The following is a 22,669-nucleotide window of genomic DNA, read 5'->3' as shown; positions in this document are numbered from 1 at the left end:
GGTCCCCAGACCGATCACGGGTACTAGAAGTTGCCCCGCTTGGCCTGCTCGCGCTCGATCGCCTCGAAGAGCGCCTGGAAGTTGCCCTTGCCGAAGCCGAGCGAGCCGTGCCGCTCGATGAGCTCGAAGAAGACGGTGGGCCGGTCGCCGATCGGCTTCGTGAAGATCTGCAACAGGTAGCCGTCCTCGTCGCGGTCGACGAGGATGCCCCGGGCCTGCAGCTCCTCGATCGGCACCCGGACCTCGCCGATGCGGGACCGCAGCGCCGGGTCGGTGTAGTACGAGTCGGGCGTGGCGAGGAACTCGACGCCCGCGTCGCGCAACGCGTCCACCGCGCGCAGGATGTCGTTCGTGGCCAGCGCGAGGTGCTGGGCGCCGGGGCCGCCGTAGAACTCCAGGTACTCGTCGATCTGCGAGCGCTTCTTGCCCACGGCCGGCTCGTTGAGCGGGAACTTGACGCGGTGGTTGCCGCTCGCCACCACCTTGCTCATCAGCGCGGAGTAGTCGGTGGCGATGTCGTCGCCGACGAACTCCGCCATGTTCGTGAAGCCCATGACGCGGTGGTAGAAGGCCACCCACTCGTCCATGCGCCCCAGCTCGACGTTGCCGACCACGTGGTCCAGGGCCTGGAACAGCCGCTTCGGTGCGCCGTCGGGCTTGCGGTGCGTGGAGCGGCGCGCGACGTAGCCGGGCAGGTACGGGCCGGTGTAGCGGGAGCGGTCGACGAGGCTGTGGCGGGTCTCGCCGTAGGTGGCGATCGCCGCGACGCGCACGGTGCCGTGCTCGTCGGAGACGTCGTGCGGCTCCTCGAGCACGGTGGCGCCCTGCGCGCGGGCGTGGCGGACGCAGCGGTCGACGTCGGGGACCTCGAGCGCGATGTCCACGATCCCGTCGCCGTGGCGCCGGTGGTGCTCCAGCAGCGGGCTCGCCGGGTCCACGCCGCCCTTCAGCACGAACCGGACGGCGCCCGAGCGCAGCACGTACGCGTGGTGGTCGCGGTTGCCGGTCTCCGGCCCGGAGTACGCGACCAGCTCCATGCCGAAGGCCAGCTGGTAGAAGGCGGCGGCCTGGGTGGCGTTGCCGACCGCCCAGACGACGGCGTCCCACCCGGTCACCGGGAACGGGTCGCCCGCCTCGTCGTACTCGACGAGCCCGACGAGCTGCTGCAGCTGGTCGAGGTCGAGCTCGGCGAGGCGCTCCTGGCTGGTGAGGGTCTGGTCGATGCTCATCGCGGCCTCCTGGGTGTCTCGTCGACGCGTCTCCAGGACAGCTCACGGGCGATGTGCTGCGCAACCACCGCCCTCGCAGCTGGTCGGTCTGATCGGAATGCGCGGTCATCCGGGCGGGGAGCTGTACAGTCCGTCCAGGTGGAACTCGACGCCCTGGACATCGATCTGCTCACGGCGCTGCGGGCGAGCCCGCGGGCCGGCGTCCTGGAGCTGTCGCGCACGCTCGGCGTCGCGCGCGGCACCGCGGCGGCCCGGCTGGACCGCATGGAGCGCGCGGGCGTGATCACCGGCTACGGGCCCGACGTCGACCTGGCCGCGGCCGGCTACCCGGTCCAGGCGTTCGCGACGCTGGAGATCGCGCAGGGCGAGCTGGAGGACGTCGCCGCGGAGCTGGCCGCCCTGCCCGCCGTCCTGGAGGCCTACGCCACCACCGGCTCGGCGGACCTGCTCTGCCGGTTGGGCGCCTCCTCGCACCAGGACCTGCAGGACACCCTACTGGCACTGGGCCGCAGCCCGACGATCGCGCGTTCGACGAGCATGGTGGTCCTGTCGGTGGTGGTCGCGCCCCGAGTCCTGCCCCTGCTGGCGGCGAGCCCCCGAGGCGGCCCGAGCCGCGCCCCGGCCTACCGGGCCTGACCTCGCACACCCAGTGCCGACCTCGCACACCGCGGGCCCTGTGCGAAGTGGGCACTGGGTGTGCGGAGTGCGGCTCTCTCGTCCATGCTCGCCTGCCGTGATCCCGTTCCGCCTCGACGTGCCCGAGTCCGAGCTGAGCGACCTGCGCGAGCGCCTGCGGCGCACCCGCTGGCCCGAGGCCGAGACCGTCGAGGGGTGGGAGCAGGGGGTGCCGCTGGCGCACCTGCGCGCGCTGTGCGCACTGGGCGGACGGCTACGACTGGCGCGCCACCGAGGCGCGCCTGAACGCGCTGCCGCAGTTCCGCACGACGATCGACGGGCTGGGCATCCACTTCCTGCACGTCCGCTCGCCGCACCCCGGGGCGCTGCCGCTGGTGCTCACCCACGGCTGGCCCGGTTCGGTCGTCGAGTTCCTCGACGTGATCGCGCTCCTGACCGACCCGCCGGACCCGGCCGACGCGTTCGACGTGGTGTGCCCGTCCCTGCCCGGCTACGGGTTCAGCGACCGGCCCGCGCACCGGGGCTGGACCGTGCAGCGGATCGCCGCGGCGTGGGCGCAGCTGATGGCCCGGCTCGGCTACGCGCGTTACGGCGCGGCGGGCAGCGACTGGGGCACCAGCATCAGCACGTGGATCGGGACGCAGGACGCCGCGCACGTCGCGGGCATCCACCTCGTGCCGCCGCTCGCCGCACCCGACCCGGCCACGTTCGGCGACCTCACCGCGGCGGAGCGCGCGGCACTGGCCGACCTCGCACGCGGCCCGGACGGCGACGGCTACTCCCACCAGCAGTCGACGCGCCCGCAGACCATCGGCTACGGCCTGGTCGACTCGCCCGCGCTGCTCGCCGCCTGGATCGTGGAGAAGTTCCACGCCTGGTCCGACCCGGTGAGCGCGATCCCGCGCGACCGCCTGCTGGACAACCTGATGCTCTACTGGCTGCCCGCCACCGGCGCCTCGGCCGCGCGGCTGTACTGGGAGAGCTTCCGCGAGGTCCAGCGGACGTTCGCGGGGGAGACCGCCGACGTCGTCACCGTGCCGGCGGGCTGCTCGATCTTCCCGCGGGAGAACCCGCGGCCCTCGCGACGCTGGGCGGCCCGGCGCTTCACCGACATCCGGTACTGGAACGAGCCGGAACGCGGCGGGCACTTCGCGGCGCTGGAGCAGCCGGAGCTGTTCGCGGCGGAGCTGCGCGCGTTCTTCCGGCTGGTGCGCTGACGCCCGGCGGCGCGCCTACCACGCGCCGAGCGGGGTGAGGTCGATGCGGGGCCTGCCGTCGCCGCCGGTCGTCACCTCGGCGCCGACGCCGTACACCTTCTCGAGCAGCTCCGGCGTCAGCACCGCGGCCGGCGGTCCCGCGGCGTGGACGACGCCCTCGTGCAGCACGGCCACGCCGTCGCAGTAGCGGGCGGCCAGCCCCACGTCGTGCAGGGCGGCGACGACCGTTCGCGGGCTCGCCGCGAGCAGTTCGAGCACGGCGAGCTGGTGGCGGACGTCGAGGTGGTTGGTGGGCTCGTCGAGCAGCAGGACGTCGGGGTCCTGGGCCAGTGCGCGGGCGATCGCGACGCGCTGGCGCTCCCCACCGGACAGCTCCGACCAGCGCCGGTCGCGCAGCGCGGCGACCTCGAGCAGGGCGAGCGCGTGCTCGGCGCGGCGCACGTCGTCACCGCCGAGGGGCCCCCACCGCGCGCGGTGCGGGATCCGGCCGAGCAGCACCGCGTCCAGGACGGTCATGTCCACCTCGGTGCTGCTCTCCTGGGCCAGGAGGGCGATCCGGCGGGCGGCGGCGCGGCGGGGGAGGGAGTGCAGGTCGCGCCCGTCCAGCCGGACCGTCCCGGCGTCGGGGCGGCGCACCCCGGCGAGGAGGCGCAGCAGCGTGGACTTGCCCGACCCGTTGGGACCCAGCAGCCCGACGAACGCCCCGGCCGGGACGTCCAGGTCGATGCCGTCCAGCACCAGCACGCCCCGCCCCGGCGACCACCGGATGCGCCGCGCGTCGACCGTCACGGCGAGGTCCGCCTGCGCCGCAGGAGCACCGCGAAGACCGGCACCCCGACCACCGCGGTGACCACCCCGACCGGCACGTCCTGGGGCGCGAACACCGACCGCGCCGCCGTGTCGGCCCAGAGCAGGAACACCCCGCCCAGCAGCGCGCACACCGGCAGCAGCGTGCGGTGCCCGGCGCCCACGAGGAACCGCGCGGCGTGCGGGACGATCAACCCGACGAAGCCGATCGCGCCGCTCGCGGCCACCAGCGCCGCGGCGGCCAAGCGCCGTCGCGGTGAACAGCAGCAGTTGCGTCCGCGCAGGCGGCACGCCGAGCGCCGCGGCGGCCTCCTGGCCGAACGCGAACGCGTCGAGCGCGAGCGCGGCCGACCAGCAGGCCGCGAGCACGGCGGCCACCACCGCGGCGCAGGCGAGCACCGCAGTCCAGTCCGCGGCCGCGAGCGACCCGAGCAGCCAGAACGTCACGCTGCGGGTGGCGTCCGCGTCGGCCGAGGTGATCACCACGAGGCTGGTGACCGCGCCGAACAGCTGCGAGGCCGCGACGCCGGCGAGCACCACCCGCGTCGAGCTCGCCAGCGACCGGCCGGCCAGGGCCAGCACGGTCGCGAACGCGACGACGCTGCCGAGGAAGGCGCCGCCGGACAGGGCGAACGCGCCGGCGCCGACGCCGAGCACAAGCACGGCGACGGCGCCGGTGGACGCCCCCGAGGAGATGCCGAGCAGGTACGGGTCGGCCAGCGGGTTGCCGGTGAGGGCCTGCAGGACCGCCCCGCAGACGGCGAGCCCGGCGCCGACGAGCACCGCGAGCAGCACCCGCGGCATCCGCAGCTGCCAGACGATCCCGTCCTGCAGCGGGGGGAGCGGGTGCAGCGGCAGCCCGAGGTGCACCAGCACCGACCGGGCGACGTCGGCGACCGCCAGGTCGGCCGACCCGAGGGTCACCGCCACCGCGATCGACAGCACCAGCGCGGCCGACCCGGCGACGGCGACCACCGCCGTGCGCCGCGGCTCAGCGACGCGCGAAGACGACGTGGTCATCGAGGTACTGCCACACCGTGCCCACCTCCGCGAACCCCGCGGTCCGCAGTGCGGCGAGGTGCAGGTCCAGCGGGGAGTGCGGCTGGGGCGGCCGGTCGGCGAAGCGCTGCTCGCGCAGCGCCACCAGCTCGGCCAGGTCGGGCAGCTGCGCCGCCTCGGCCCACCAGCCCTGCCAGTCCGGCACCCCGGCGGTGAAGGCCTCGTCCTGGCACCGCCGGTCGTGCGCGGCCGAGATCTCGCGCAGGGTCGGCGCCCGGTCGTCGAAGCGCAGGTGGTCGGCGTTGAGGAACACCGCGCCCGGCGCCAGCATCCGGCCCAGCTCCTGGTAGACGGCCAGCAGCTGGCCGGACGCGAGCCAGTGCAGCGCGGTGGAGCTCAGCACCGCGTCGAACCGCCGTCCCCCGAGCGCGTCCGACCAGCCGGGCCGGGCGAGATCGACGTCGAGGACGGTGGCGCGGCCGCCGTGGCCGGCCAGGGCCTGCTCGGCCACGTGCGTCAGCACGGGGTCGTAGTCGACGGCCACGGTGGTGGCGTCGGGGAACCGGCGCAGCACCCGGTCGGAGATCGATCCCGGCCCGCAGGCGAGGTCGAGGACCGTCGGGGCGGCCGGACCGTGCAGGGCCAGCACGTCGAGCATGACCTCGAAGCGGTTCTCCCGGTGGGCGACGTAGGCCGCCTGCTGCAGCTCCCAGCGCTCGAGCAGGCGCCGGTGGTCGGCGTTCGTCGTCGGTGCGCTCATGCTCCTACCTCCTGAAGTCCCGCGCTCACGGCTCCACCGCGGACACGCTCCGGATCGACGGGTCCAGCGTCGAGCCGGGAACGACGATGAACGCGCCCTCGCGGACGGCGCGCAGCTGCGACGCCACCGGGTGCGCGCGCAGAAAATCGATCTTCGACTGGGCGCTGTCGCCGTCGCCGCCCCGGGTGAGGTCGGCGAGCACGAACACGTCCGGGTCGCGCTCGGCGATCTCCTCCCAGCTGCCCTCCGCCCAGGCCTGCGGGGCGTCGTCGAACGCGTTGCGGACGCCGACGACCTCGCTCATGGTGGCCGCGAGCCCGCCCGAGCCTGCGACGTGCGGCGTGCTGGTGCCGGAGTAGTACCAGAGGACCGACCGCTCGGGCGTGCTCGTCCCCGCGGCCGCCGCGAGGCGCGCCCGCTGCTCGGCCACCAGCGCCGCGGCGCGCTCGGGCACCCCGAAGACCGTGCCGATGTCAGTGATCTCCTGCAGGATCGACTCGAACGGCACCGGCCCGGGCGCCCGGTCCGGGCAGCTGTGGGCGGAGAGGTAGGCGGGCACCCCGAGCGCGGCGAGGTCCTCGCGGGAGCCTGCGGCGTCGGGGGCGTACGCGGACGCGAACGTCGAGTAGGTGAAGTCGGGCTCGGCGGCCAGGAGCGACTCGCGCGCGGGGTACCGCTCGGCGAGCACGGGCACCCCGGCGTAGGCCTCGGCGATCTCGTCGAGCACGGGGTCGGTCCGGTAGCTCGTCCCGGCCATCCGGTCGGCCAGCCCGAGCGACAGCATGATCTCGGTGGCGTTCTGCTCGAGCGCGACGGCGCGCTGCGGCGGTGCGGCGAACCCGAGGGTCTGCCCGCAGCTCTGCACGGTGGTGGCGGCGCTGCCCGGGTCGGTGTCCGCGGGCGGCGGCGCGCTCCCGCACGCGGCGAGCGTCAGCACCGCGACCGCGCCCGTCCAGATGGCAACGATTTTCATGACCGGGACTCTAACCCGCTTCCTCCGCGGCCCGGCGGAGGGCTAACCTCCGCGCAGCAGGACCCCTGAGGAGCTGAGAGATGCCCGGCCAACGCCGCACGCGTTGACGTCGTAGGTCGAACCGACCTGTCACCGCGTGCCGTCCCCGTCCACGGCACAGCGAACGCCTCCCCGCGCTGCCCCCGGTGCGCCTTCGTGGCGCGTCGGGCAGGGGCGCGCGCCACCTCGAGGGGTCTCCGTGCCGTCTGCTCCTCCTCCCGTGCGCCTGTGGCACGACCGTGACTTCCGCAAGCTCTGGGCAGGCCAGACGGCCTCGCAGGTCGGGGAGCACGCCGGTCGGGTGGTCCTGCCGCTCGTCGCGGTGGTGGCCCTCGACGCCGGCGCCGACCAGGTGGGTGTCCTGCGCGCGGTGGAGCAGGCACCCATCCTGCTGTTCTCGCTGCTGGCCGGCGTCTGGGTGGACCGGTGGCGGACGCGCACCGTGATGGTGCTGGCCGACGTCGGGCGCGCCGCGTTGCTGGCCGCGATCACCCTCTCGGCCGTCCTCGGCCTGCTCGGGATGCCGCTGCTGCTCGTCGCCGCATTCGCGATCGGCGTGTTCACGGTGTTCTTCGACGTGGCCTACCACGCCTCGCTCGTGCGGCTGGTGCGGCGCGATCAGCTGATGCAGGCCAACAGCGCCCTCGAGAGCAGCAGGTCCGCCGCGCAGATCGGAGGGCCCGCGCTGGGTGGGGCACTGGTGTCGCTGCTCTCGGCCTCGACCGCCGCGCTGGCGAGCGCCGCGCTCTTCGCGGTCTCGGCCCTGTCGCTGCGCGGGATCCGCAGGCGCGAACCGGTCCCGGGGCACGGCGAGCACCCCACCCGGATCCGGCGGGAGATCGTCGACGGCCTCCGGTTCGTGGCCGGCAGTCCCTCGTTGCGCGCCGTGGGGCTCGCCTCCGCCGCCTACCAGTTCTGCTTCGCGGCCCTGATGACCGTCTACCTGCTGTTCCTGGTGCGCACCCTGGAGCTGCCGGGCGCGGTCGTCGGTCTGGTGCTCGCGGCGATGGGGCCGGGCGCTGTGCTGGGCTCCCTGCTGTCCGCGGGCCTGCCCCGCAGGTTCGGGTACGGGGTGGTGCTGGTGTCGTCGGCGGCGCTGGCCGACGTCGCGCTGATGTGCGTGCCGGCGGTGCGCGGTTCGGGGCTCGCCCCGGTCCTGCTGCTGATGGGGATCAACGTCGTGTTCGGCGCATGCAGCCAGGTGGTCAACATCATCACCGCGGTCGTCCGGCAGGCCGTCACCCCGGTGCGCATGCAGGGCCGGGTCGTGGCCACCATCAACTTCGTCGGGATGGGGTTGATGCCGTTCGGCTCGCTGTGCGGCGGATACCTGGGCGAGCACTGGGGACTGCGCCCGAGCCTGCTCGTGGCCGCGGTCGGTCTGGCCCTGTCGCCGTTGGTCCTGGCCCTCTCCCCGCTCGCGCGGCTGGGCAGGTCGCTCCCGGTGGCTCCGGAGCCGGGGCAGGGAGTGCCCGGTCCGGGCGGCCGGAACCGGTAGCGCAGGACCCGGCCGATGTCGCGAAGCGCCGGCGCGTGCGCGGCGTCGACCCCGAGCCGGGACCCGTCGCCGTTTTCACGGGGGGCGATGAGTTCTCCCGCCGCCGTCGGTCGGAAGGGGGAACGGACCGGACACCGCGGGCGAGGAGCACACCATGGGCAGGATCGTCTCGAACTTCTTCATCTCCCTCGACGGCGTCGTCGAGGCGCCGGACCAGTGGCACTTCCCCTACTTCAACGACGAGATGGGCGCCGCGATCGGTGCGGGGATGGAGACCGCGAGCGCGTTCCTGATGGGGCGGCGGCTCTACGACGAGTGGTCGGAGTACTGGCCGAAGAGCGACGACGACACGTTCGCGCCGTTCATCAACGGAGCCACCAAGTACGTCGTGTCGCACACCCTGACCGAGGCGAGCTGGAGCGGCACCACCGTCGTCTCCGGCGACGTCGCCGCCGAGCTGAAGAAGATCAAGGAGCGCACCGGGGGCGACATCGTCATGTCCGGCAGCGCCACCCTCGTGCGCTGGCTGCTGGCGAACGACCTGCTCGACGAGCTCAACCTGCTCATCCACCCGATCGCGGTCGGGCACGGGCAGCGGCTGTTCGAGGACACCCCGACCTACCCGCTGCGGTTGGTGCGCAGCACGACGTTCACGACCGGCGTGCTGCACGCGGTGTACGCCCCCGCGGAGAGCTGACCGGGCGACCGACGCTCACACACCGATCGTGGTGCTCGCACACCGACTGCAGTCGGTGTGCGAGCGAGGAAGTCGGTGTGCGAGTCGGCTCAGAAGCGGTAGCGCAGGATCCGGCCGATGTCGCGCAGGCCGGGCACGCGGGCCAGCACCGCCATCTGCACCCGGCCGGCGCGCGGGAGCAGGTCCAGCCCGGGCATGTCGACGCTGCGCAGCGCGTCGGTGAGCACCAGGCCGTCGTGCCAGCCCTCGAGCTCGCGGGGGTCGTCGATGGCCCAGTGCAGGGTGGCGCCGGAGCGGCGGACGGCGGGCACCAGCTTCTGCAGGCGGATGCCGGCCGTGCCGTAGCAGTCGAAGAGCAACTGGCCGCGCGGGAACCGCCCCGTGATCCGCTCGATCAACCGCCGCCCGTCGGGCTTGCGCAGGTACATCGTCAGGCCCTCGAAGACGGCGACGGTCGGCCGGTCGGCGGGCACGTCGTCGAGCCAGCCCTCGTCGGTCACCGAGGCGGCGACCATGCGGTAGTCGCCGCCGGGGGGATCGAGCAGCCGCTCGCGCAGGGCGATGACCTCCGGGTGGTCGACGTCGACCCACCGGACGGACGGGCCGACGGCGAGCCGCTGCGCGCGGGTGTCGAGCCCGCAGGCCAGGTGCAGCACGGTGGCCTCGGGGTGGGCGGCGAGGAACTGCCGCGTCCAGTCGTCGAGCTGCCGTGCGCGCAGGGCGACGCCCGCCGCGGTGGTGGCGGTGATCCCGGTGCGGCGGAAGTCGTAGTCGATGCGCCGCACGGCCCGGTCAGCCGCGTCGTCGTGCAGGATCGACCGGGACGCCCGGCTGTCCAGGGCACGGCCGTAGAGGGTGGCGAGCAGCGTCTCCGGCGCGCCGGTGAGCGTGACGGTCTCCCGGTCCATGGCGGCGACGCTACGCCCGCCCGGCGCGGAGTTCAGGGGCTGCTGGGCGCGTGTTCCAGTTCCGGCGACGCCGTCTCCAGCGGCACGTTCGGTCCGCGGACCAGGCCCAGCTGCACCGTCTGTCGCGGTAGCACGGCCTCGAGCAGCCAGTCGGCCGCCGTACGGGTGCGGTTGCCGGGCATGGACACCAGGTGGTAGCCGCGGGTCACGGCCTTCGCCGGCAGCCCGGCCAGTGGGACGTGCAGCGGGTTCGCCGCGGCGTCGCGCCCGCCGAGCTCGACGACGAACCCCAGGTCGTGGTGGCGGTAGCTGCGTGGGCCGCCGTACCCGAGCGAGGCGGCGACGTTGCGGCCCGCGAGCTTGCCCTGGCGCACGGCGTGCTGCGCCGTCATGGCCGTGACCTCGCCCGGACGGGTCAGGTCGGGCACCGCCGCGGCGTCCCCGCACGCGAAGACGTCGGGGTGATCGGGCACCGTGAGCTGCGCGTCCACGCAGAGGCGGCCCTTCTGGGTGGGCAGCCCGACCTCCTCGACGAGCGGGTCGGGCCGCACGCCGACGCACCACACGAGCGTGCGCGTCGGCACCTCCTCGCCGGTGGTCAGCAGGACGCACTCGCGGCCCGCTTCCTTCACCGACTCGCCGGTGCGCACCTCCACGCCGCGCTCGCGCAGCACCCGGTCGGCGGTCCGCGACAGCCGTTCGTCCAAGCCGGGGAGCACCTGGGGCGCGGTGTCGAGCAGCATCCAGCGCATCCGCTGCCCGCGCAGCTCCGGTCGGTTGCGGACCAGCGCATCGGTGAGCAGTGGCCCCTGCGCCGCCACCTCGGTGCCGGTGTAGCCGGCACCCACCACGACGAACGTGCAGCGGGCCTCCCGCTCCCGCGGGTCCTGCGCCGTGGCCGCCAGCTCGACCTGCCGGGTGATGTGGTCGCGCAGGTAGAGCGCCTCCGGGATGCCCCGGAAGCCGTGCGCGTGCTCGGCGATACCGGGGATCGGCAGCAGCTTGTTGACGCTGCCGGCGGCGAGCACGAGGCGGTCGTAGCCCAGCTCGCCGCGCCCGCCCTCCGGGTCGTTCCAGCCGATGCGGCGCCGGGTGAGGTCGACCGAGTCGACCTCACCGAGCACCAGCCGCACCCCCGGCAGGGTCGCCGCGAGCGACACCGTGACCCGCCGCGGATCGAGCACCCCGGCCGCGACCTCCGGCAGCAGAGGCAGGTAGAGGAAGTAGTCGGTGGGGTTGACCAGCACGATCTCGACGGCGTCGCCGACGCGCTTGGCCAGTGAGCGGGCCGCGCTGTGCCCGGCGAAGCCGCCTCCGACGATCACGACGCGCGGTCGCGCGCCCGGTTCCGTGCTCGGCTGGGTCCCCGTGCCCGACTGTGTCCCCGTCATGCCTCCCGCCTACCCGGGGTACCGGCGGTGCAATCGACCGGGCCGGTCATCGCACGGGCTCGGGCGCGGTGCTCTCCGACGCCGGGGCGAGGTGCAGTGCGGTGTTCACCAGCGCGAGGTGGCTGAACGCCTGGGGAGTGTTGCCGACCTGCCTGCCGGCCGCCGTGTCGTACTCCTCGGCGAGCAACCCGAGGTCGGAGCGCAGGTCCAGCAACCGCTCGAACAGCCCCTGCGCCTCGCCGGTCCGCCCGATGCCGTGCAGCGCGTCGGCCAGCCAGAACGAGCAGGCCAGGAAGGCGCCCTCGCCGCCGGGCAGCCCGTCGACCGAGTCGACCTCCGGCCGGTAGCGCAGCACGAAACCGCCCTCCATCAGCTCGCGCGAGACCGCGTCGACCGTGCCGACGACGCGCGGATCGTCCCAGGGCAGGAACCCGGTGCGGGGGATCAGCAGCAGGGCGGCGTCCAGGCCGCGGCTGCCGTAGTACTGCGTGAACGTGCCGCGGTCGGCGTCGAAGCCGTGCTCGCAGACCTCGGCGTGGATCTCCGCGCGCAGCGCCCGCCAGCGGTCGACCGGGCCGCGCAGCCCGAACCGCTCGACGGCCTGGATGGCGCGGTCGACCCCCGCCCAGGCCATCACCTTCGAGTGCACGAACTGCTGCCGCCCGCCGCGCACCTCCCACAGGCTCTCGTCGGCGTCGCGCCAGTGGCCCTCCAGGAACTTCACGAGCGCGCGTTGCACGTCCCAGGCGGCGTCCATGCGCTGCACGCCCGCGTCGCGGGCGAGGTGCAACCCGTCGAGGACCTCACCCCACACGTCGAGCTGGAACTGGCCGGCGGCCGCGTTGCCGATCCGCACCGGCCTCGAGCCCTCGTAGCCCGACAGCCACGGAACCTCGTACTCGGGCAGCCGCCGCGTCCCGTCGAGCCCGTACATGATCTGCAGGTCGCCGGGGTCGCCCGCGATCGCGCGCAGCAGCCACTCCCGCCACTCCTCGGCCTCCTTCACGTAGCCGGTGCCGAGCAGGGCCTGCAGCGTGAGCGTGGCGTCGCGCAGCCAGCAGTAGCGGTAGTCCCAGTTGCGCGGGCCGCCGAGCTGCTCGGGCAGCGACGTCGTGGCCGCGGCGACGATGCCCCCGGTGGGGGCGTAGGTCAGGGCCTTCAGCGCCACCAGCGACCGGCGTACGGCGTCGGAGTGCTGGCCGGTGTAGGTGCAGCGGCTGATCCAGCGGGACCAGAACCGCTCGGTGTCGCCGATCGCCACGTCGGCGTCCACGTGCCGCGGCCGCGGTTCGTGCGACGGCTTGTAGGTGAGCACGAACGGCACCGAGGTGCCCGCGTCGACGGTGAACTCGGCGGTGGTCGACAGGTCGCGCCCGACGAGCTCCACCGGGGTGTTCAGCCACACCGCGTCCGGCCCGGCCACGGCGGTGAGCTCGCCGTCCACGCGCCGCACCCAGGGCACGACGTGGCCGTAGTCGAACCGCAGCCGCAGCTGCATCCGCATCGGCACCCGGCCCGACACGCCGGTCACGACCCGGACGACGTCGGCCGCCTCGCCGCGCACCGGCATGCAGTCGGTGACGCGGACGGTGCCCTCGGGCGTGTCCCACTCGGTGTCGAGCACCAGCGAGTCGCCGCGGTAGCTGCGCCGCGTGCACCGCCCGCCGGCCGCGGGGGCGAGCGTCCAGTGCCCGGCGCTCTCGTCGTGCAGCAGCGCCGCGAAGCACGCGGGCGAGTCGAACCGGGGGAGGCAGAGCCAGTCGATCGCCCCGTCGCGCCCGACGAGCGCGGCGGTGTGGGTGTCGCCGAGCAGGGCGTAGTCCTCGATGAGGCCCGCCATCGTCACTCGGCCTCCGCTTCGCTCCGGCGGGCTCGCGGGCCTTGCGAGGCGCCGTCCACGTCGCGGCCCAGCTCGAGGACGACCTTGACGTCGTCGTCGCGGCGTTCCAACGCGGCGGCGAAGTCGTCGAGCGGGACGCTCCGGGTGATCAGCCGCTCCAGCCAGCCGCGGTCGGCCTTCGCGAGCGCGTCGGCGGCCTTCTCGTAGTGGCGGCGGTTGGCGTTGACGGACCCGAACACCACGTCGTTCTGCAGCACGATGCCCCGGTTGAGCCCGCCGACGTCCACGGGCAGGTCGCGGCCCTTCGCCGAGACCCCGGTGAGGCAGACGACGGCGTTGTGCGCGTTGTGCGCCATCACGTCGGCGATGAGCGGGGCCGCGCCGGTGCCCTCGATGACGATGTCCGCGTCGTCGTCCACCTCGGACAGTTCCGTGTGGTAGCTCGCGCCCAACTGCCGGACGAGGTCGGGCTTCGGGCCCGACTCCACCCGGTCCAGGACCCGCACGTCCAACCCGCGCTGCACGCCCAGCAGCGCGGCGAGCAGGCCGATCGGCCCGGCGCCGGTGACCAGCACCTTCCGCGGCGACCACGCCGCCCGTTGCCCGATCCGTTCGATGTGCTCCCAGGCCTTCGCCACCACGGTGGTGGGTTCCATGAGCACGCCGACCCGGTCGAGCTCCGGATCGATCCGCACCGCGTACTCGGGGTGGATCCGGTAGCGCTCGCTCGCGTAGCCGTGCCGGCCCTGGATCCCGCGTTCGGTGTAGCGGCCGTTGCGGCACATGTCCCACTCGCCGACGGCGCAGTTGGCGCACGGCACGGGATCGGGACGCCGCACGATCCCGACGACGAGATCGCCCTCGGCGAGCCCCGATCCCTCCGGGGCCTCGCGCACCCGGCCCAGCGACTCGTGCCCGATCACCAGGTGCTCGGCGCCGTCCGGGGCCTGCCCGTACGCCCCGGACACGATCTCGCGGTCGGTGCCGCAGATGCCGATCCCGAGCGTCTCCACCAACACCGGCCCGTCGTCCGGCGGAGGTTCGGGAACGTCCCGCAGCGCAGCGGAGTCGGGCGTACCGGGTGTGACGGTGAGTGCGCGCATGACCTGGTGCTTCCCCGGGCCACCGGGCCCGACACGCCTCGCAGGGGTGCCGATAGCGCATCGTGATGATCGACATTTCGGGTTCCGCACCGCACTACGCTCGGCCGCGGGCCCCGACCGGGAGCCCAGACGGGAGTGCAACCAGCATGTGGACCCTCTCCGGCTTCGCCGACGAGATCTCCCCGGATCTCGACGAGCAGTGCCGGGTCCTCACCGATCTCGGCATCCGCCACATCGAGTTCCGCAGCGCATGGGACACCAATGTGCTCGACCTCGACGACGACCAGCTGGAGCGGGTGCGGGCGACGCTGGAGGGCGCCGGCATCGGCACCTCCTCGGTCGGCTCGCCCATCGGCAAGATCGGCGTGCGCGACGACTTCGACGCCCACCTCGTGCGGATGCGCCGCGCCCTGCACGTCGCCCGGGTGCTGCGGGCGCCCTACATCCGCCTGTTCTCCTTCTTCATCCCCAAGGGCGAGGACCCCGCGGCGCACCGCGACGAGGTGCTGCGCCGGATGGCGGCGCTCGCCGACGAGGCGCAGGGGCACGACGTCGTGCTGCTGCACGAGAACGAGAAGGAGATCTACGGCGACACCCCGCAGCGCTGCCTCGACCTCGTGGAGTCGGTCGGCTCGCCACAGCTGAAGCTCGCCTGGGACCCGGCGAACTTCGTGCAGGTGGGCGTCATCCCGTTCAGCGAGGGCTACGCGGCCCTGCGCCCGCACCTGGAGTACCTGCAGGTGAAGGACGCGCTGCTGGCCGACGGCACGGTCGTGCCGGCGGGGGAGGGCGACGGCGAGGTCGAGCAGACCGTGCGGGCGCTGGCCGCCGACGGCTACGACGGCTACTGCTCTATGGAGCCGCACCTGGCCACCGCGGGCGCGCTCGGCGGGTTCTCCGGCGAGGACCACTTCCGCCGCGCGACGCGCGCGTTCACGCGGATCCTCGACGAGGTGGGGGTGGCCTACCGATGACCCGTCCTGTGCGCTTCGCCGTCGTCGGGTGCGGGGTGATCGGCGCGCTGCACGCCGACGTGCTCGCCGCCGGGCCGGACACCGAGGTCAGCGTCCTGGTGGACGTCGACGCCGCGGCCGCGGAGGCCGTCGCCGCGCGACTGGGCACCGACACCCCGGTCACCACCTCCCTCGACGAGGCGCTCGCGCGCGACGACGTCGACGCGGTCGCCGTCTGCGTGCCCAGCGGCGCCCACGCGCAGATCGCCGTGGCGGCGCTGGGGGCGGGCCGCCACGTCGTGGTGGAGAAGCCGCTCGACGTCACCGTCGAGGCGGCGGCGCCGATCGCCGCGGCCGCGGCGGCTGCCCCGGCGGGCACGGTGGCCTCGGTGATCAGCCAGCACCGCTTCGACCCGTCCAGCGCCGCGGTGCGCGAGGCGATCACCGCGGGCCGGTTCGGCCGCGTGACGTCGGCCGTCGCGACGGTGTCCTGGTGGCGCAGCCAGGCGTACTACGACTCGGGGGCCTGGCGTGGCACCTGGGAGCTCGACGGCGGCGGCGCGCTGATGAACCAGGGCGTGCACACCGTCGACCTGCTGCTGTGGTTCCTCGGCACCCCGGTCGACGTCGTGGCGCACACCGGGCTGCTCGCCCACGAGCGCGTCGAGGTCGAGGACACCGTCGCCGCGGTCGTCCGGTTCGAGTCGGGGGCGCTCGCCACCCTGCACGCCACCACGGCGGCCTACCCCGGGCTGAGCGCGCGCCTGCAGGTGCTGGGCGACGCCGGCTCGGCGGTGATCGACGACGACCGGCTGGCGTACTTCCACGCGCGGGACCTGGCATCCACCGAGGCCGGCGGGGGCCCGGGCGTCACCGCGGAGCGGGGCGACCGCGCCGACCAGACCGGGCTCGTCCTCGCACCCGAGGACGCGGGCGCAGGCGGTCCGATGTTCTCCGGGCACTCGCGGCAGTACCGCGACGTGGTCGAGGCGATCCACACCGGTGCCCGTCCCGGCGTCACGATCGAGGACGCGCTGCTCGCGCTCGCCACCGTGCAGGCCGTGTACGAGTCGGCCAGCACCGGCGCCCCGGTGCGGGTGGCCGACGTCCTCGCCGCGGTGCAGGTCCCGACGCCCTGACCGGTCGCGGTGCCGGGTGCAGGCGCACCCGGCACCGCCGGTCACGACACGGCGAACCGCAGGCCGTAGGGGTTCAGCGTGCCGGGCAGCGGCCGGTCCGGTCCGAGCCGCGGGTGCGAGGTGAGCCGCACGTCGTGGTGCTCCAGGAGCATCGCGAGCAGCGTGCTCCCGACGAAGAGCACGACGTTGCGGCCGGGGCAGATCGCGGGTCCCGCGCTGAACGGCACGAGCCCGCGCGCCGGCAACGCGGTCGCGTCGTCCCACAGCCGGGGCGCGAAGCGGTCGGCGTCGGGGAGGTGCTGCGAGTCCCGGTGGAAGAACGAGGCGAGCACCAGGACGAGCGTGCGGGCCGGCAGCGTGCGTCCGCCCAGCACCGTGCCGGTCGTCGTCTCGCGCAGGATCGCCGGTGTGGTGGGCCAGAGCCGCACCGACTCCAGCACGGCCGCCCGGAGGCCGGGCACGTCCTGCGGAGCGGCGAGGTCGCGGCCGGCCAGGTCGTCCCGGACCGCCGCCTGCTCGAGCGGGTGCGCGGCGAGCAGGGCCAGCGCGCGGAACGTCGCCAGCCCGGCCGGGTCGAACGCGAACAGCCACTGCGGCACCTGCTCCACGGGATGGGTCTGCGCGGTCGCCTGCGTCTGCGCGACCGCCTCGGCCAGGCTCCCCCGCTCGGCCCGTGCCAGGCGGGCCCGCAGCTGCTCGAGGAACTCTGCGCGCCTGCGCGGGGCGCCCGGGTGCAGCACCGACCAGTTCCCCGCACCGCGCAGCTGCGCCAGCAGGTCGGTGAACGCGGTGTCGTCGCGCGCCGAGTCGCCCAGGACCACGCGGCGCACGATGCGCATCCACGCAGGCCCGAACGCGTCCCAGTCCACGGTGCCGGTGCGCTCCGCGGCGGCGAGCAGCGGCGCCGCCTCCTCCCGCACCACCGCGACCATGGGCCCGGCCAGGTGGTGCAGCGGCCGCTCGGGCTCGAGCACCGCCTCGGTGAACCGGCGCCGGTCGGCCCGCGCCGCGCCGTGGGAGATCAGGACGTTGTGCGGCTGGAAGCGGGTCAGCGCGCCGCGCTTCTCGGGGGTGCTGGTCGCGAACGGCTCCGGGGACCGCGCGAGCACGTCGTCGACGTCGCCGGGAGCGAGCGGGAGCACCACCGACCGGCCGGGCACCGCCAGTCGCAGCGGCGCCGGCCCGTAGCGCTCGCGCAGCCGCGCCAGGGTGCGCACGAGCCGGCGGTCGGCGTCGACCCGCTCGGCCAGCGCCACCACCCGGGGCCTGCGGATGATCACCCCGCGGGCGACGACCGGGGCGAGCGCCGTGGCCAGCACCCGCAGCGTGTCCGGGACCGACGCGCGCGTCGGCGCTGCTCCCGCCGCGTCCTGCACGGCAGTCCCGTCTGCACCCCGCGTGTTCTCCATACGGCCCTGGTACCCGGTCTGCGAGATGCCGTCACGTGAGCCCGGACGCGCGCCCCCGGACGGCCACGATCGCCGGCCCCACCTGACACACTCGGCGGGGACAGGGAGGAGGTCGCCGTGGCGATCCAGCCGGTTGCTCCATCGCACCTGCTGACCGTGGCCGAGTACCTCGAGATCGGGGAGATCGAGCTCGGCTACAGCGAGTTGGTGGAAGGGCGGTTGCTGATGTCGCCGAGCCCGGTTCCGGCGCACAACCGCGCCGGGTTCGAGTTGGCTGTCGCACTGCGCGGCGCCCTGCCTCGGGGGATGCAGGTGATTCCCGACATCGACGTCGATCTGCAACTGGCGCCCCCGGATGCGCCGGGCACCGTCCGACGGCCCGATCTGGTCATCGTGTCGAGCGAGGCGCTGTTGCGAGTCGAGCGCGAGGGCGGCGTGCTCCGGGCGTCCGAGGTCGTCCTCGTGGTCGAGGTCGTGTCTCCCGGGTCGACGCGTACCGACCACGTCCACAAGCGCGACGAGTACGCCGACGCCGGCATCCCGCACTACTGGATCCTCGACATCAGCGAGCCGGTCTCGCTGCTGGCCTGCCACCTGGCCGGGGAGTTCGGCTACGCCGACGCCGGCGCGGTGACCGGCGGGTTCACGGTCGAGGAGCCCTTCCCGGTGGAGATCGACCTGGACGCGCTCCGCTAGCTGGCACACCGACTCCTGTCCTCGCGCACCGACTGCAGTCGGTGTGTGAGCGAGGAAGTCGGTGTGTGAGCGCGGCGGCGGGTCGGCAGGATGGCCGGATGATCGAGGTGCAGACCGTCCACACGTCGGGGTTGGGACCGCAGGAGCTGCGGGACCTGCGCGAGCTGCTCGACACCGCGTTCGACGGCGACTTCAGCGACGACGACTTCGACCACGCCCTCGGCGGCATGCACGCGATCGTGCGGGACGGCGACGCCCTCGTCGGGCACGGGGCGGTGGTGATGCGGCGGCTGCTGCACGGGGGGACCGCGTTGCGCACCGGCTACGTCGAGGCGGTCGCCACCCGCGCGGACCAGCGGGGGCGGGGCATCGGGGCGCTCGTCATGGGCGAGGTGGAGCGGGTCGTGCGCGGTGCCTACGAGCTGGGCGCGTTGGGCGCCGCCGACACGGCCGCGCACTGGTACGCCGCCCGCGGCTGGCGGCCGTGGGACGGCACGACGTCGGTGATCACTCCCGACGGTCCGCGGCGCACCCCCGAGGAGGACGGCGCGGTGCACGTGCTGCCGGTCAGCGTCCGGCTCACCGCGGGCGGCGACCTCGCGTGCGACTGGCGTGGCGGTGCCGTCTGGTGACCCTCCGATTGCTGGGAGAGCGTTTTCCTGGTAGACGGTGCGGGTGACGCAGCGGTCACACGACGGCAGGAGTGAGGCGATGGCTTCCCCCGGACCCGCCGCCGGCCCGGGAACCACGGGCCGCGACCTGCGGCGCGTGGTCGTCGGCGCGCTCGTCGGGACCGCGCTGGAGTGGTACGACTTCTTCATCTACGGCACCGCGGCCGCGCTGGTGTTCAACGTGCTGTTCTTCCCCGAGTCCGACCCCACCGTCGGCACGCTCACCGCGTTCGCCACGTTCGGCGTCGGGTTCGTGTTCCGGCCACTGGGCGGGATCGTCTTCGGCCACATCGGCGACCGCATCGGCCGCCGGGAGACCCTGATCCTCACCACGCTGGTGATGGGTCTGTCCACCGGCGTGATCGGGCTGCTCCCCACCTACGCCGCGATCGGCTGGTGGGCGCCCGCGCTGCTCGTGCTCATGCGCGTGCTGCAGGGCCTCGGCGCGGGCGCCGAGTTCGGGGGAGCGTCCACCCTGCTGGCCGAGCACGCCCCGCCGGCCCACCGCGGCTACTACACCTCGTTCGCGCAGACCGGCGTGCAGATCGGGCTCGTGCTCGGCACGGTGGCGTTCCTGCTGGTCGGACTGCTGCCCCAGGAGCAGTTGCTGTCCTGGGGCTGGCGGGTGCCCTTCCTCGTCAGCTTCGCGCTGATCGGGGTGTCGCTCTACGTCCGGCTGCGGGTGGAGGAGTCGCCGGTGTTCCGCCGGGCGGCCGCCGAGCAGCGGCTGATCAAGCTGCCGGTGCTGGAGACCCTGCGCAGCTACCCGCGCAACCTGCTGATCGGCGTGGGCGCCCACATCGCCGACACCGCCGCGGTGTACCTGTTCGCGACGTTCACGGTCGCCTACGCCACCGGCACCCTCGGCATCCCCCGCGGCACCGTGCTCACCGGCGTGATCCTCTTCGGGGTGGTCGTGATCATCCTGCAGCCGGTGTACGGCGCGCTGTCCGACCGCATCGGGCGCAAGCCGCTCAACGTGTTCTCGGTGGTGTTCCTCGCCGCGTTCATCTACCCGTTCTTCCTGCTGCTGCGCACCGAGCAGCCGGTGCTCGTCGTGCTCGCGCTCGTGGTGGCCACGGCGCTCGGCGTGGCCCCGATGATCGCGGTGCAGCCCGCGTTCTACGCCGAGCTGTTCGGCGCCCGCGTCCGCTACAGCGGCTTCGCCACCTCCCGGGAGGTCGGGGCCGCGCTCGCCGGGTTCACCCCCCTGATCGCCACGGCACTGCTGGCCGACGACGGGTCGCCGTGGTGGGTGGCCGCCTACCTCGTGGGGACGTGCGTGATCTCGCTCGTCGCCTTCCTCGCCGCCCCGGAGCTGAAGGACATCGACATCGCCGAGGCGGGCCCGGCGAAGCTGCACGCCAACCGCTGACGCCACCACCCCCGGCCGGCGTGCCGCAGGGATCCGCATGACGGACGGCACTTTCGTCGGCTAGGTACCGACGAGAGTGCCGTTCGTCCGGGTGGGATCCTGCAGCGGCTCGATGTCCCGCCGCTGCGCACGCCGGCCCGGTGGCCCGGCGGCAGCCGTCGGATCCCGACCGTTCGCAATAGCAAAGCGCTGAGCCCGGATCCGGCCGATCCGGCGGGTGGCGCTCCTACGATCCGATGCAGCGACGGAAAGCCTGGTCAGGCCCACCGTCCCCACGTCCCCGGCTCGTCCGGGGGCGTGATTCCGCACGCCCGCACGACGGGAGGACCATGCCCGCACCCGCCCCGCCTCCGCCCCGTTGCACCCGGCACCGGGCATAGGCGATGCCCGGTCTCACCGCATCCCTGGCCGTGGTCACGGCCGCCCTGCTCGCCGCCCCGCAGGCCGGGCCACCCGTGGTCGCCGCGGTACCGCCTGCGGCGGCCGAGCCGTGCGTCATCGTCGTGCCGATCGGGGCCGACGCCGAGGAGCAGCTGCCGGAGCTGATCCGCGACCTGCTGGCGGTGCTGATGGATCTCGTCGATGCCGGCTCCGACGCCGCCGGTGCCGCGGACGACCCGGGCTCCGCGGCCGGTCCGACGGCAGCGGGGGAGTGCTCGACGACCTCGGACGGCCCGGCCACCGGAACCGGCCGGCCGGGATCGCCGGCCGACCCCGCGCCCGACCGGACCCGCGAGCCTGCCGCGGACGCCGACGCGGACCGCGAGCCGAACCGCGCCGACCCGGCCCCCGCTGACCCGGCCCCGGCCGACCCCGGTGCGCGCGCCCCGGAGGCGGCTGACCGCGCGACCGACGAGCCGGCGCGCGAGGGCTCCGGCGGGCGCAGCCCGGGTTCCGGGGATCCCGGTTCCCCCGGCAGCCCGAGCGCGGGCGGTGACGAGCGCGAGGGCGACGCCGCCGCGGGCGGCGCGGAACCGCGCGGCGACGACGACCGGGCCGGTGCGGGGAACAGCGACTCGCGCACTGGCGCCCCCGCCGCGAGCTCCGGCGGCGGCGCAGGCAAGGACTCGGGCGGCAAGGACTCGGGCAAGGACGCCGGCAAGGACTCGGGCAAGGACTCAGGCAAGGACGCCGGCAAGGACTCGGGCAAGGACGCCGGCAAGGAGTCGGGCAAGGACGCCGGCAAGGAGTCGGGCAAGGACACCGACGAGGAGTCGGGCAAGAGCGAGGGCGGGGACGCGGGCAAGGAGTCGGGCAAGGACGCCGACGAGGAGTCGGGCACGGACGCCGGCAAGGAGTCGGGCAAGAGCGAGGGCCCGGACGCGGGCAAGGAGTCGGGCGGGGACGCGGGCAAGGAGTCGGGGAAGGAAGCGGAAAAGGACACGGGCAAGAGCGCGGGCGGGGAGGCGGGGAAGGAAGCCGACAAGGAGTCGGGCGAGGAGTCGGGCGAGGAGTCGGGCGAGGACTCGAGCGGCGACGGCTCGGGCGGCGAGAGCTCCGGCGACGGTTCGGGCGACACGGAGTCGGGCAGCGGCGACGAGGCCGGTTCCGGTGGGGGTGCGGAGAAGGCGGGCGCCACCGCCCGGCCCGCGGGCGGCGCGAAGGCGCCCGGCGGGACCACCGGCACCGCGGAGATGCCGGGCGATCTGCTCGACCTGCAGAACTGGTTCCTCACCCTGCCGATCGGTCCCGCGGGCGATCCCGACTCCATCGACCAGCCGGAGCTGCTGACCTACACCAGCGAGTACTTCGCGCTCACGCCCGAGCGCGACGGTGTGGTCTTCCGGGCCCCCGCGGGCGGGGTGACCACGGAGAACAGCAAGTACCCGCGTTCGGAGCTGCGGGAGATGATCGGGGAGGAGAAGGCCGCCTGGTCGAACAGCACAGGAACGCACGTGCTGGAGACCCGTCAGGCGATCACCGAGGTACCGCCGGCGAAACCGGAGGTGGTGGCGGCGCAGATCCACGACGGCGGCGACGACGTGATGCAGATCCGGCTGGAGGGGCAGACGCTCGTCGCCCAGTACGCCGACGGTCAGGAGCAGATCGTCATCGACCCGGCCTACCAGCTCGGCACGCCCTACGACCTGCGGATCGTCGCGGCCGACAGCAAGGTCACGGTGTTCTACGACGGTGAGCAGAAGGCCGAGATCCCCCGCAGCGGCACCAGCTGGTACTTCAAGATCGGCTCCTACATCCAGTCGAACCCGGAGCAGGGCGACGCGGCCGATGCGGTGGGGGAGGTCGTCGTGTACTCGCTGGCGATCGAGCACTCCGGGACGTGACGGTCCGGCCGGCGGGTCGGGGCACCGCCGGCCGGACCCGGACC

The 22,669-nt window shown here is 74.3% G+C and carries 19 protein-coding genes and 2 pseudogenes; 10 read left to right on the top strand and 11 right to left on the bottom strand.

Annotated features, from left to right (window positions below; translation table 11 throughout):
• Positions 1-23 precede the first annotated feature (23 nt).
• Positions 24-1,229: a 4-hydroxyphenylpyruvate dioxygenase gene (hppD, locus tag FB558_RS29160; RefSeq protein WP_142058757.1), complete on the bottom strand. Its 1,206-nt coding sequence runs from the start codon at positions 1,227-1,229 to the stop codon at positions 24-26.
• Positions 1,230-1,367: 138 nt separating this feature from the next.
• On the opposite strand from hppD, the gene FB558_RS29155 reads away from it, so the two are divergent.
• Positions 1,368-1,865 carry an Lrp/AsnC family transcriptional regulator gene (locus FB558_RS29155; RefSeq protein ID WP_170231575.1) on the top strand — a complete coding sequence of 166 codons (498 nt, stop codon included), beginning with the start codon at positions 1,368-1,370 and terminating at the stop codon, positions 1,863-1,865.
• Positions 1,866-1,962: 97 nt separating this feature from the next.
• Positions 1,963-3,082: pseudogene (locus tag FB558_RS29150) on the top strand (epoxide hydrolase family protein).
• A gap of 15 nt (positions 3,083-3,097) precedes the next feature.
• On the opposite strand, the gene FB558_RS29145 reads toward FB558_RS29150, so the two are convergent.
• From FB558_RS29145 to FB558_RS29130, 5 genes and pseudogenes are all read right to left on the bottom strand, one after another.
• Positions 3,098-3,820, bottom strand: coding sequence for an ABC transporter ATP-binding protein (locus FB558_RS29145; protein WP_246106853.1), 723 nt, complete (start codon positions 3,818-3,820; stop codon positions 3,098-3,100).
• 47 nt (positions 3,821-3,867) lie between these two features.
• A complete protein-coding gene (locus tag FB558_RS45565) occupies positions 3,868-4,116 on the bottom strand; it encodes an iron chelate uptake ABC transporter family permease subunit (RefSeq protein WP_342787546.1) in 249 nt (82 codons plus the stop codon).
• Between the two features lie 79 nt (positions 4,117-4,195).
• Positions 4,196-4,909, bottom strand: a pseudogene (locus tag FB558_RS29140) (FecCD family ABC transporter permease); the annotation flags it as partial.
• Complete coding sequence (locus tag FB558_RS29135; protein WP_142058753.1) at positions 4,881-5,648, bottom strand: class I SAM-dependent methyltransferase; 768 nt, start codon at positions 5,646-5,648, stop codon at positions 4,881-4,883. The pseudogene FB558_RS29140 and the gene FB558_RS29135, both read right to left, overlap by 29 nt.
• A gap of 25 nt (positions 5,649-5,673) precedes the next feature.
• A complete protein-coding gene (locus tag FB558_RS29130) occupies positions 5,674-6,621 on the bottom strand; it encodes an ABC transporter substrate-binding protein (RefSeq protein WP_142058751.1) in 948 nt (315 codons plus the stop codon).
• Between the two features lie 259 nt (positions 6,622-6,880).
• Here FB558_RS29130 and FB558_RS29125 point away from each other — a divergent pair, with 259 nt between their 5' ends.
• Entirely contained in the window at positions 6,881-8,158 is a 1,278-nt protein-coding gene (locus tag FB558_RS29125; protein ID WP_211366902.1) for an MFS transporter, read from the top strand.
• Positions 8,159-8,312: 154 nt separating this feature from the next.
• Positions 8,313-8,855, top strand: coding sequence for a dihydrofolate reductase family protein (locus FB558_RS29120; protein ID WP_142058749.1), 543 nt, complete (start codon positions 8,313-8,315; stop codon positions 8,853-8,855).
• Positions 8,856-8,944: 89 nt separating this feature from the next.
• Here FB558_RS29120 and FB558_RS29115 read toward each other — a convergent pair whose 3' ends face one another.
• The 4 genes from FB558_RS29115 to FB558_RS29100 are packed head-to-tail and all read right to left on the bottom strand — an operon-like array spanning position 8,945 to position 14,097.
• The gene (locus tag FB558_RS29115; RefSeq protein ID WP_142058747.1) at positions 8,945-9,763 is read right to left on the bottom strand and encodes a class I SAM-dependent methyltransferase; all 819 of its coding nucleotides are present in this window, start codon (positions 9,761-9,763) and stop codon (positions 8,945-8,947) included.
• A gap of 32 nt (positions 9,764-9,795) precedes the next feature.
• A complete protein-coding gene (locus tag FB558_RS29110; RefSeq protein WP_142058745.1) occupies positions 9,796-11,154 on the bottom strand; it encodes an NAD(P)/FAD-dependent oxidoreductase in 1,359 nt (452 codons plus the stop codon).
• Positions 11,155-11,200: 46 nt separating this feature from the next.
• Complete coding sequence (locus FB558_RS29105; protein ID WP_142059248.1) at positions 11,201-12,994, bottom strand: glycoside hydrolase family 15 protein; 1,794 nt, start codon at positions 12,992-12,994, stop codon at positions 11,201-11,203.
• 2 nt (positions 12,995-12,996) lie between these two features.
• Positions 12,997-14,097 (bottom strand): glucose 1-dehydrogenase, encoded by a 1,101-nt coding sequence (locus FB558_RS29100; RefSeq protein WP_142058743.1) that lies wholly within the window; start codon positions 14,095-14,097, stop codon positions 12,997-12,999.
• Positions 14,098-14,243: 146 nt separating this feature from the next.
• On the opposite strand from FB558_RS29100, the gene FB558_RS29095 reads away from it, so the two are divergent.
• Together FB558_RS29095 and FB558_RS29090 are read left to right on the top strand one after the other, a co-directional pair.
• Entirely contained in the window at positions 14,244-15,071 is an 828-nt protein-coding gene (locus FB558_RS29095) for a sugar phosphate isomerase/epimerase family protein (RefSeq protein ID WP_142058741.1), read from the top strand.
• Positions 15,068-16,189: a Gfo/Idh/MocA family protein gene (locus tag FB558_RS29090; protein WP_142058739.1), complete on the top strand. Its 1,122-nt coding sequence runs from the start codon at positions 15,068-15,070 to the stop codon at positions 16,187-16,189. The genes FB558_RS29095 and FB558_RS29090 overlap by 4 nt, the downstream gene beginning before the upstream one ends.
• A gap of 41 nt (positions 16,190-16,230) precedes the next feature.
• On the opposite strand, the gene FB558_RS29085 is transcribed toward FB558_RS29090, so the two are convergent.
• Complete coding sequence (locus tag FB558_RS29085) at positions 16,231-17,598, bottom strand: cytochrome P450 (RefSeq protein WP_142058737.1); 1,368 nt, start codon at positions 17,596-17,598, stop codon at positions 16,231-16,233.
• 117 nt (positions 17,599-17,715) lie between these two features.
• Here FB558_RS29085 and FB558_RS29080 point away from each other — a divergent pair, with 117 nt between their 5' ends.
• The 4 genes from FB558_RS29080 to FB558_RS44095 all read left to right on the top strand — a co-directional run bounded on the left by FB558_RS29080 (position 17,716) and on the right by FB558_RS44095 (position 22,625).
• Positions 17,716-18,294, top strand: coding sequence for a Uma2 family endonuclease (locus FB558_RS29080; protein ID WP_142058735.1), 579 nt, complete (start codon positions 17,716-17,718; stop codon positions 18,292-18,294).
• 98 nt (positions 18,295-18,392) lie between these two features.
• Positions 18,393-18,926 (top strand): GNAT family N-acetyltransferase, encoded by a 534-nt coding sequence (locus FB558_RS29075; protein WP_142058733.1) that lies wholly within the window; start codon positions 18,393-18,395, stop codon positions 18,924-18,926.
• A 79-nt stretch (positions 18,927-19,005) separates the two neighbouring features.
• On the top strand, positions 19,006-20,340 hold the full coding sequence (locus tag FB558_RS29070) for an MFS transporter (RefSeq protein WP_142058731.1): 1,335 nt from the start codon (positions 19,006-19,008) through the stop codon (positions 20,338-20,340).
• 383 nt (positions 20,341-20,723) lie between these two features.
• Positions 20,724-22,625 carry a polysaccharide lyase family 7 protein gene (locus FB558_RS44095; protein ID WP_211366901.1) on the top strand — a complete coding sequence of 634 codons (1,902 nt, stop codon included), beginning with the start codon at positions 20,724-20,726 and terminating at the stop codon, positions 22,623-22,625.
• Positions 22,626-22,669: the final 44 nt, after the last annotated feature.

Source organism: Pseudonocardia kunmingensis (assembly GCF_006716445.1).
GTDB lineage: Bacteria > Actinomycetota > Actinomycetes > Mycobacteriales > Pseudonocardiaceae > Pseudonocardia > Pseudonocardia kunmingensis.
This window is presented reverse-complemented; position numbering and strand designations above follow the sequence as displayed.

Bases quoted from the DNA above. Each gene is read 5' to 3' on its own strand.
- FB558_RS29120 (WP_142058749.1), top strand. From the start codon at position 8,313: ATGGGCAGGATCGTCTCGAACTTCTTCATCTCCCTCGACGGCGTCGTC.
- FB558_RS29130 (WP_142058751.1), bottom strand. From the start codon at position 6,621: ATGAAAATCGTTGCCATCTGGACGGGCGCGGTCGCGGTGCTGACGCTC.
- FB558_RS29075 (WP_142058733.1), top strand. From the start codon at position 18,393: ATGATCGAGGTGCAGACCGTCCACACGTCGGGGTTGGGACCGCAGGAG.
- FB558_RS29110 (WP_142058745.1), bottom strand. From the start codon at position 11,154: ATGACGGGGACACAGTCGGGCACGGGGACCCAGCCGAGCACGGAACCG.
- FB558_RS29085 (WP_142058737.1), bottom strand. From the start codon at position 17,598: ATGGAGAACACGCGGGGTGCAGACGGGACTGCCGTGCAGGACGCGGCG.
- FB558_RS29115 (WP_142058747.1), bottom strand. From the start codon at position 9,763: ATGGACCGGGAGACCGTCACGCTCACCGGCGCGCCGGAGACGCTGCTC.
- FB558_RS44095 (WP_211366901.1), top strand. From the start codon at position 20,724: ATGCCCGGTCTCACCGCATCCCTGGCCGTGGTCACGGCCGCCCTGCTC.
- FB558_RS29090 (WP_142058739.1), top strand. From the start codon at position 15,068: ATGACCCGTCCTGTGCGCTTCGCCGTCGTCGGGTGCGGGGTGATCGGC.
- FB558_RS29135 (WP_142058753.1), bottom strand. From the start codon at position 5,648: ATGAGCGCACCGACGACGAACGCCGACCACCGGCGCCTGCTCGAGCGC.
- FB558_RS29070 (WP_142058731.1), top strand. From the start codon at position 19,006: ATGGCTTCCCCCGGACCCGCCGCCGGCCCGGGAACCACGGGCCGCGAC.
- FB558_RS29105 (WP_142059248.1), bottom strand. From the start codon at position 12,994: ATGGCGGGCCTCATCGAGGACTACGCCCTGCTCGGCGACACCCACACC.
- FB558_RS29095 (WP_142058741.1), top strand. From the start codon at position 14,244: ATGTGGACCCTCTCCGGCTTCGCCGACGAGATCTCCCCGGATCTCGAC.
- hppD (WP_142058757.1), bottom strand. From the start codon at position 1,229: ATGAGCATCGACCAGACCCTCACCAGCCAGGAGCGCCTCGCCGAGCTC.
- FB558_RS29100 (WP_142058743.1), bottom strand. From the start codon at position 14,097: ATGCGCGCACTCACCGTCACACCCGGTACGCCCGACTCCGCTGCGCTG.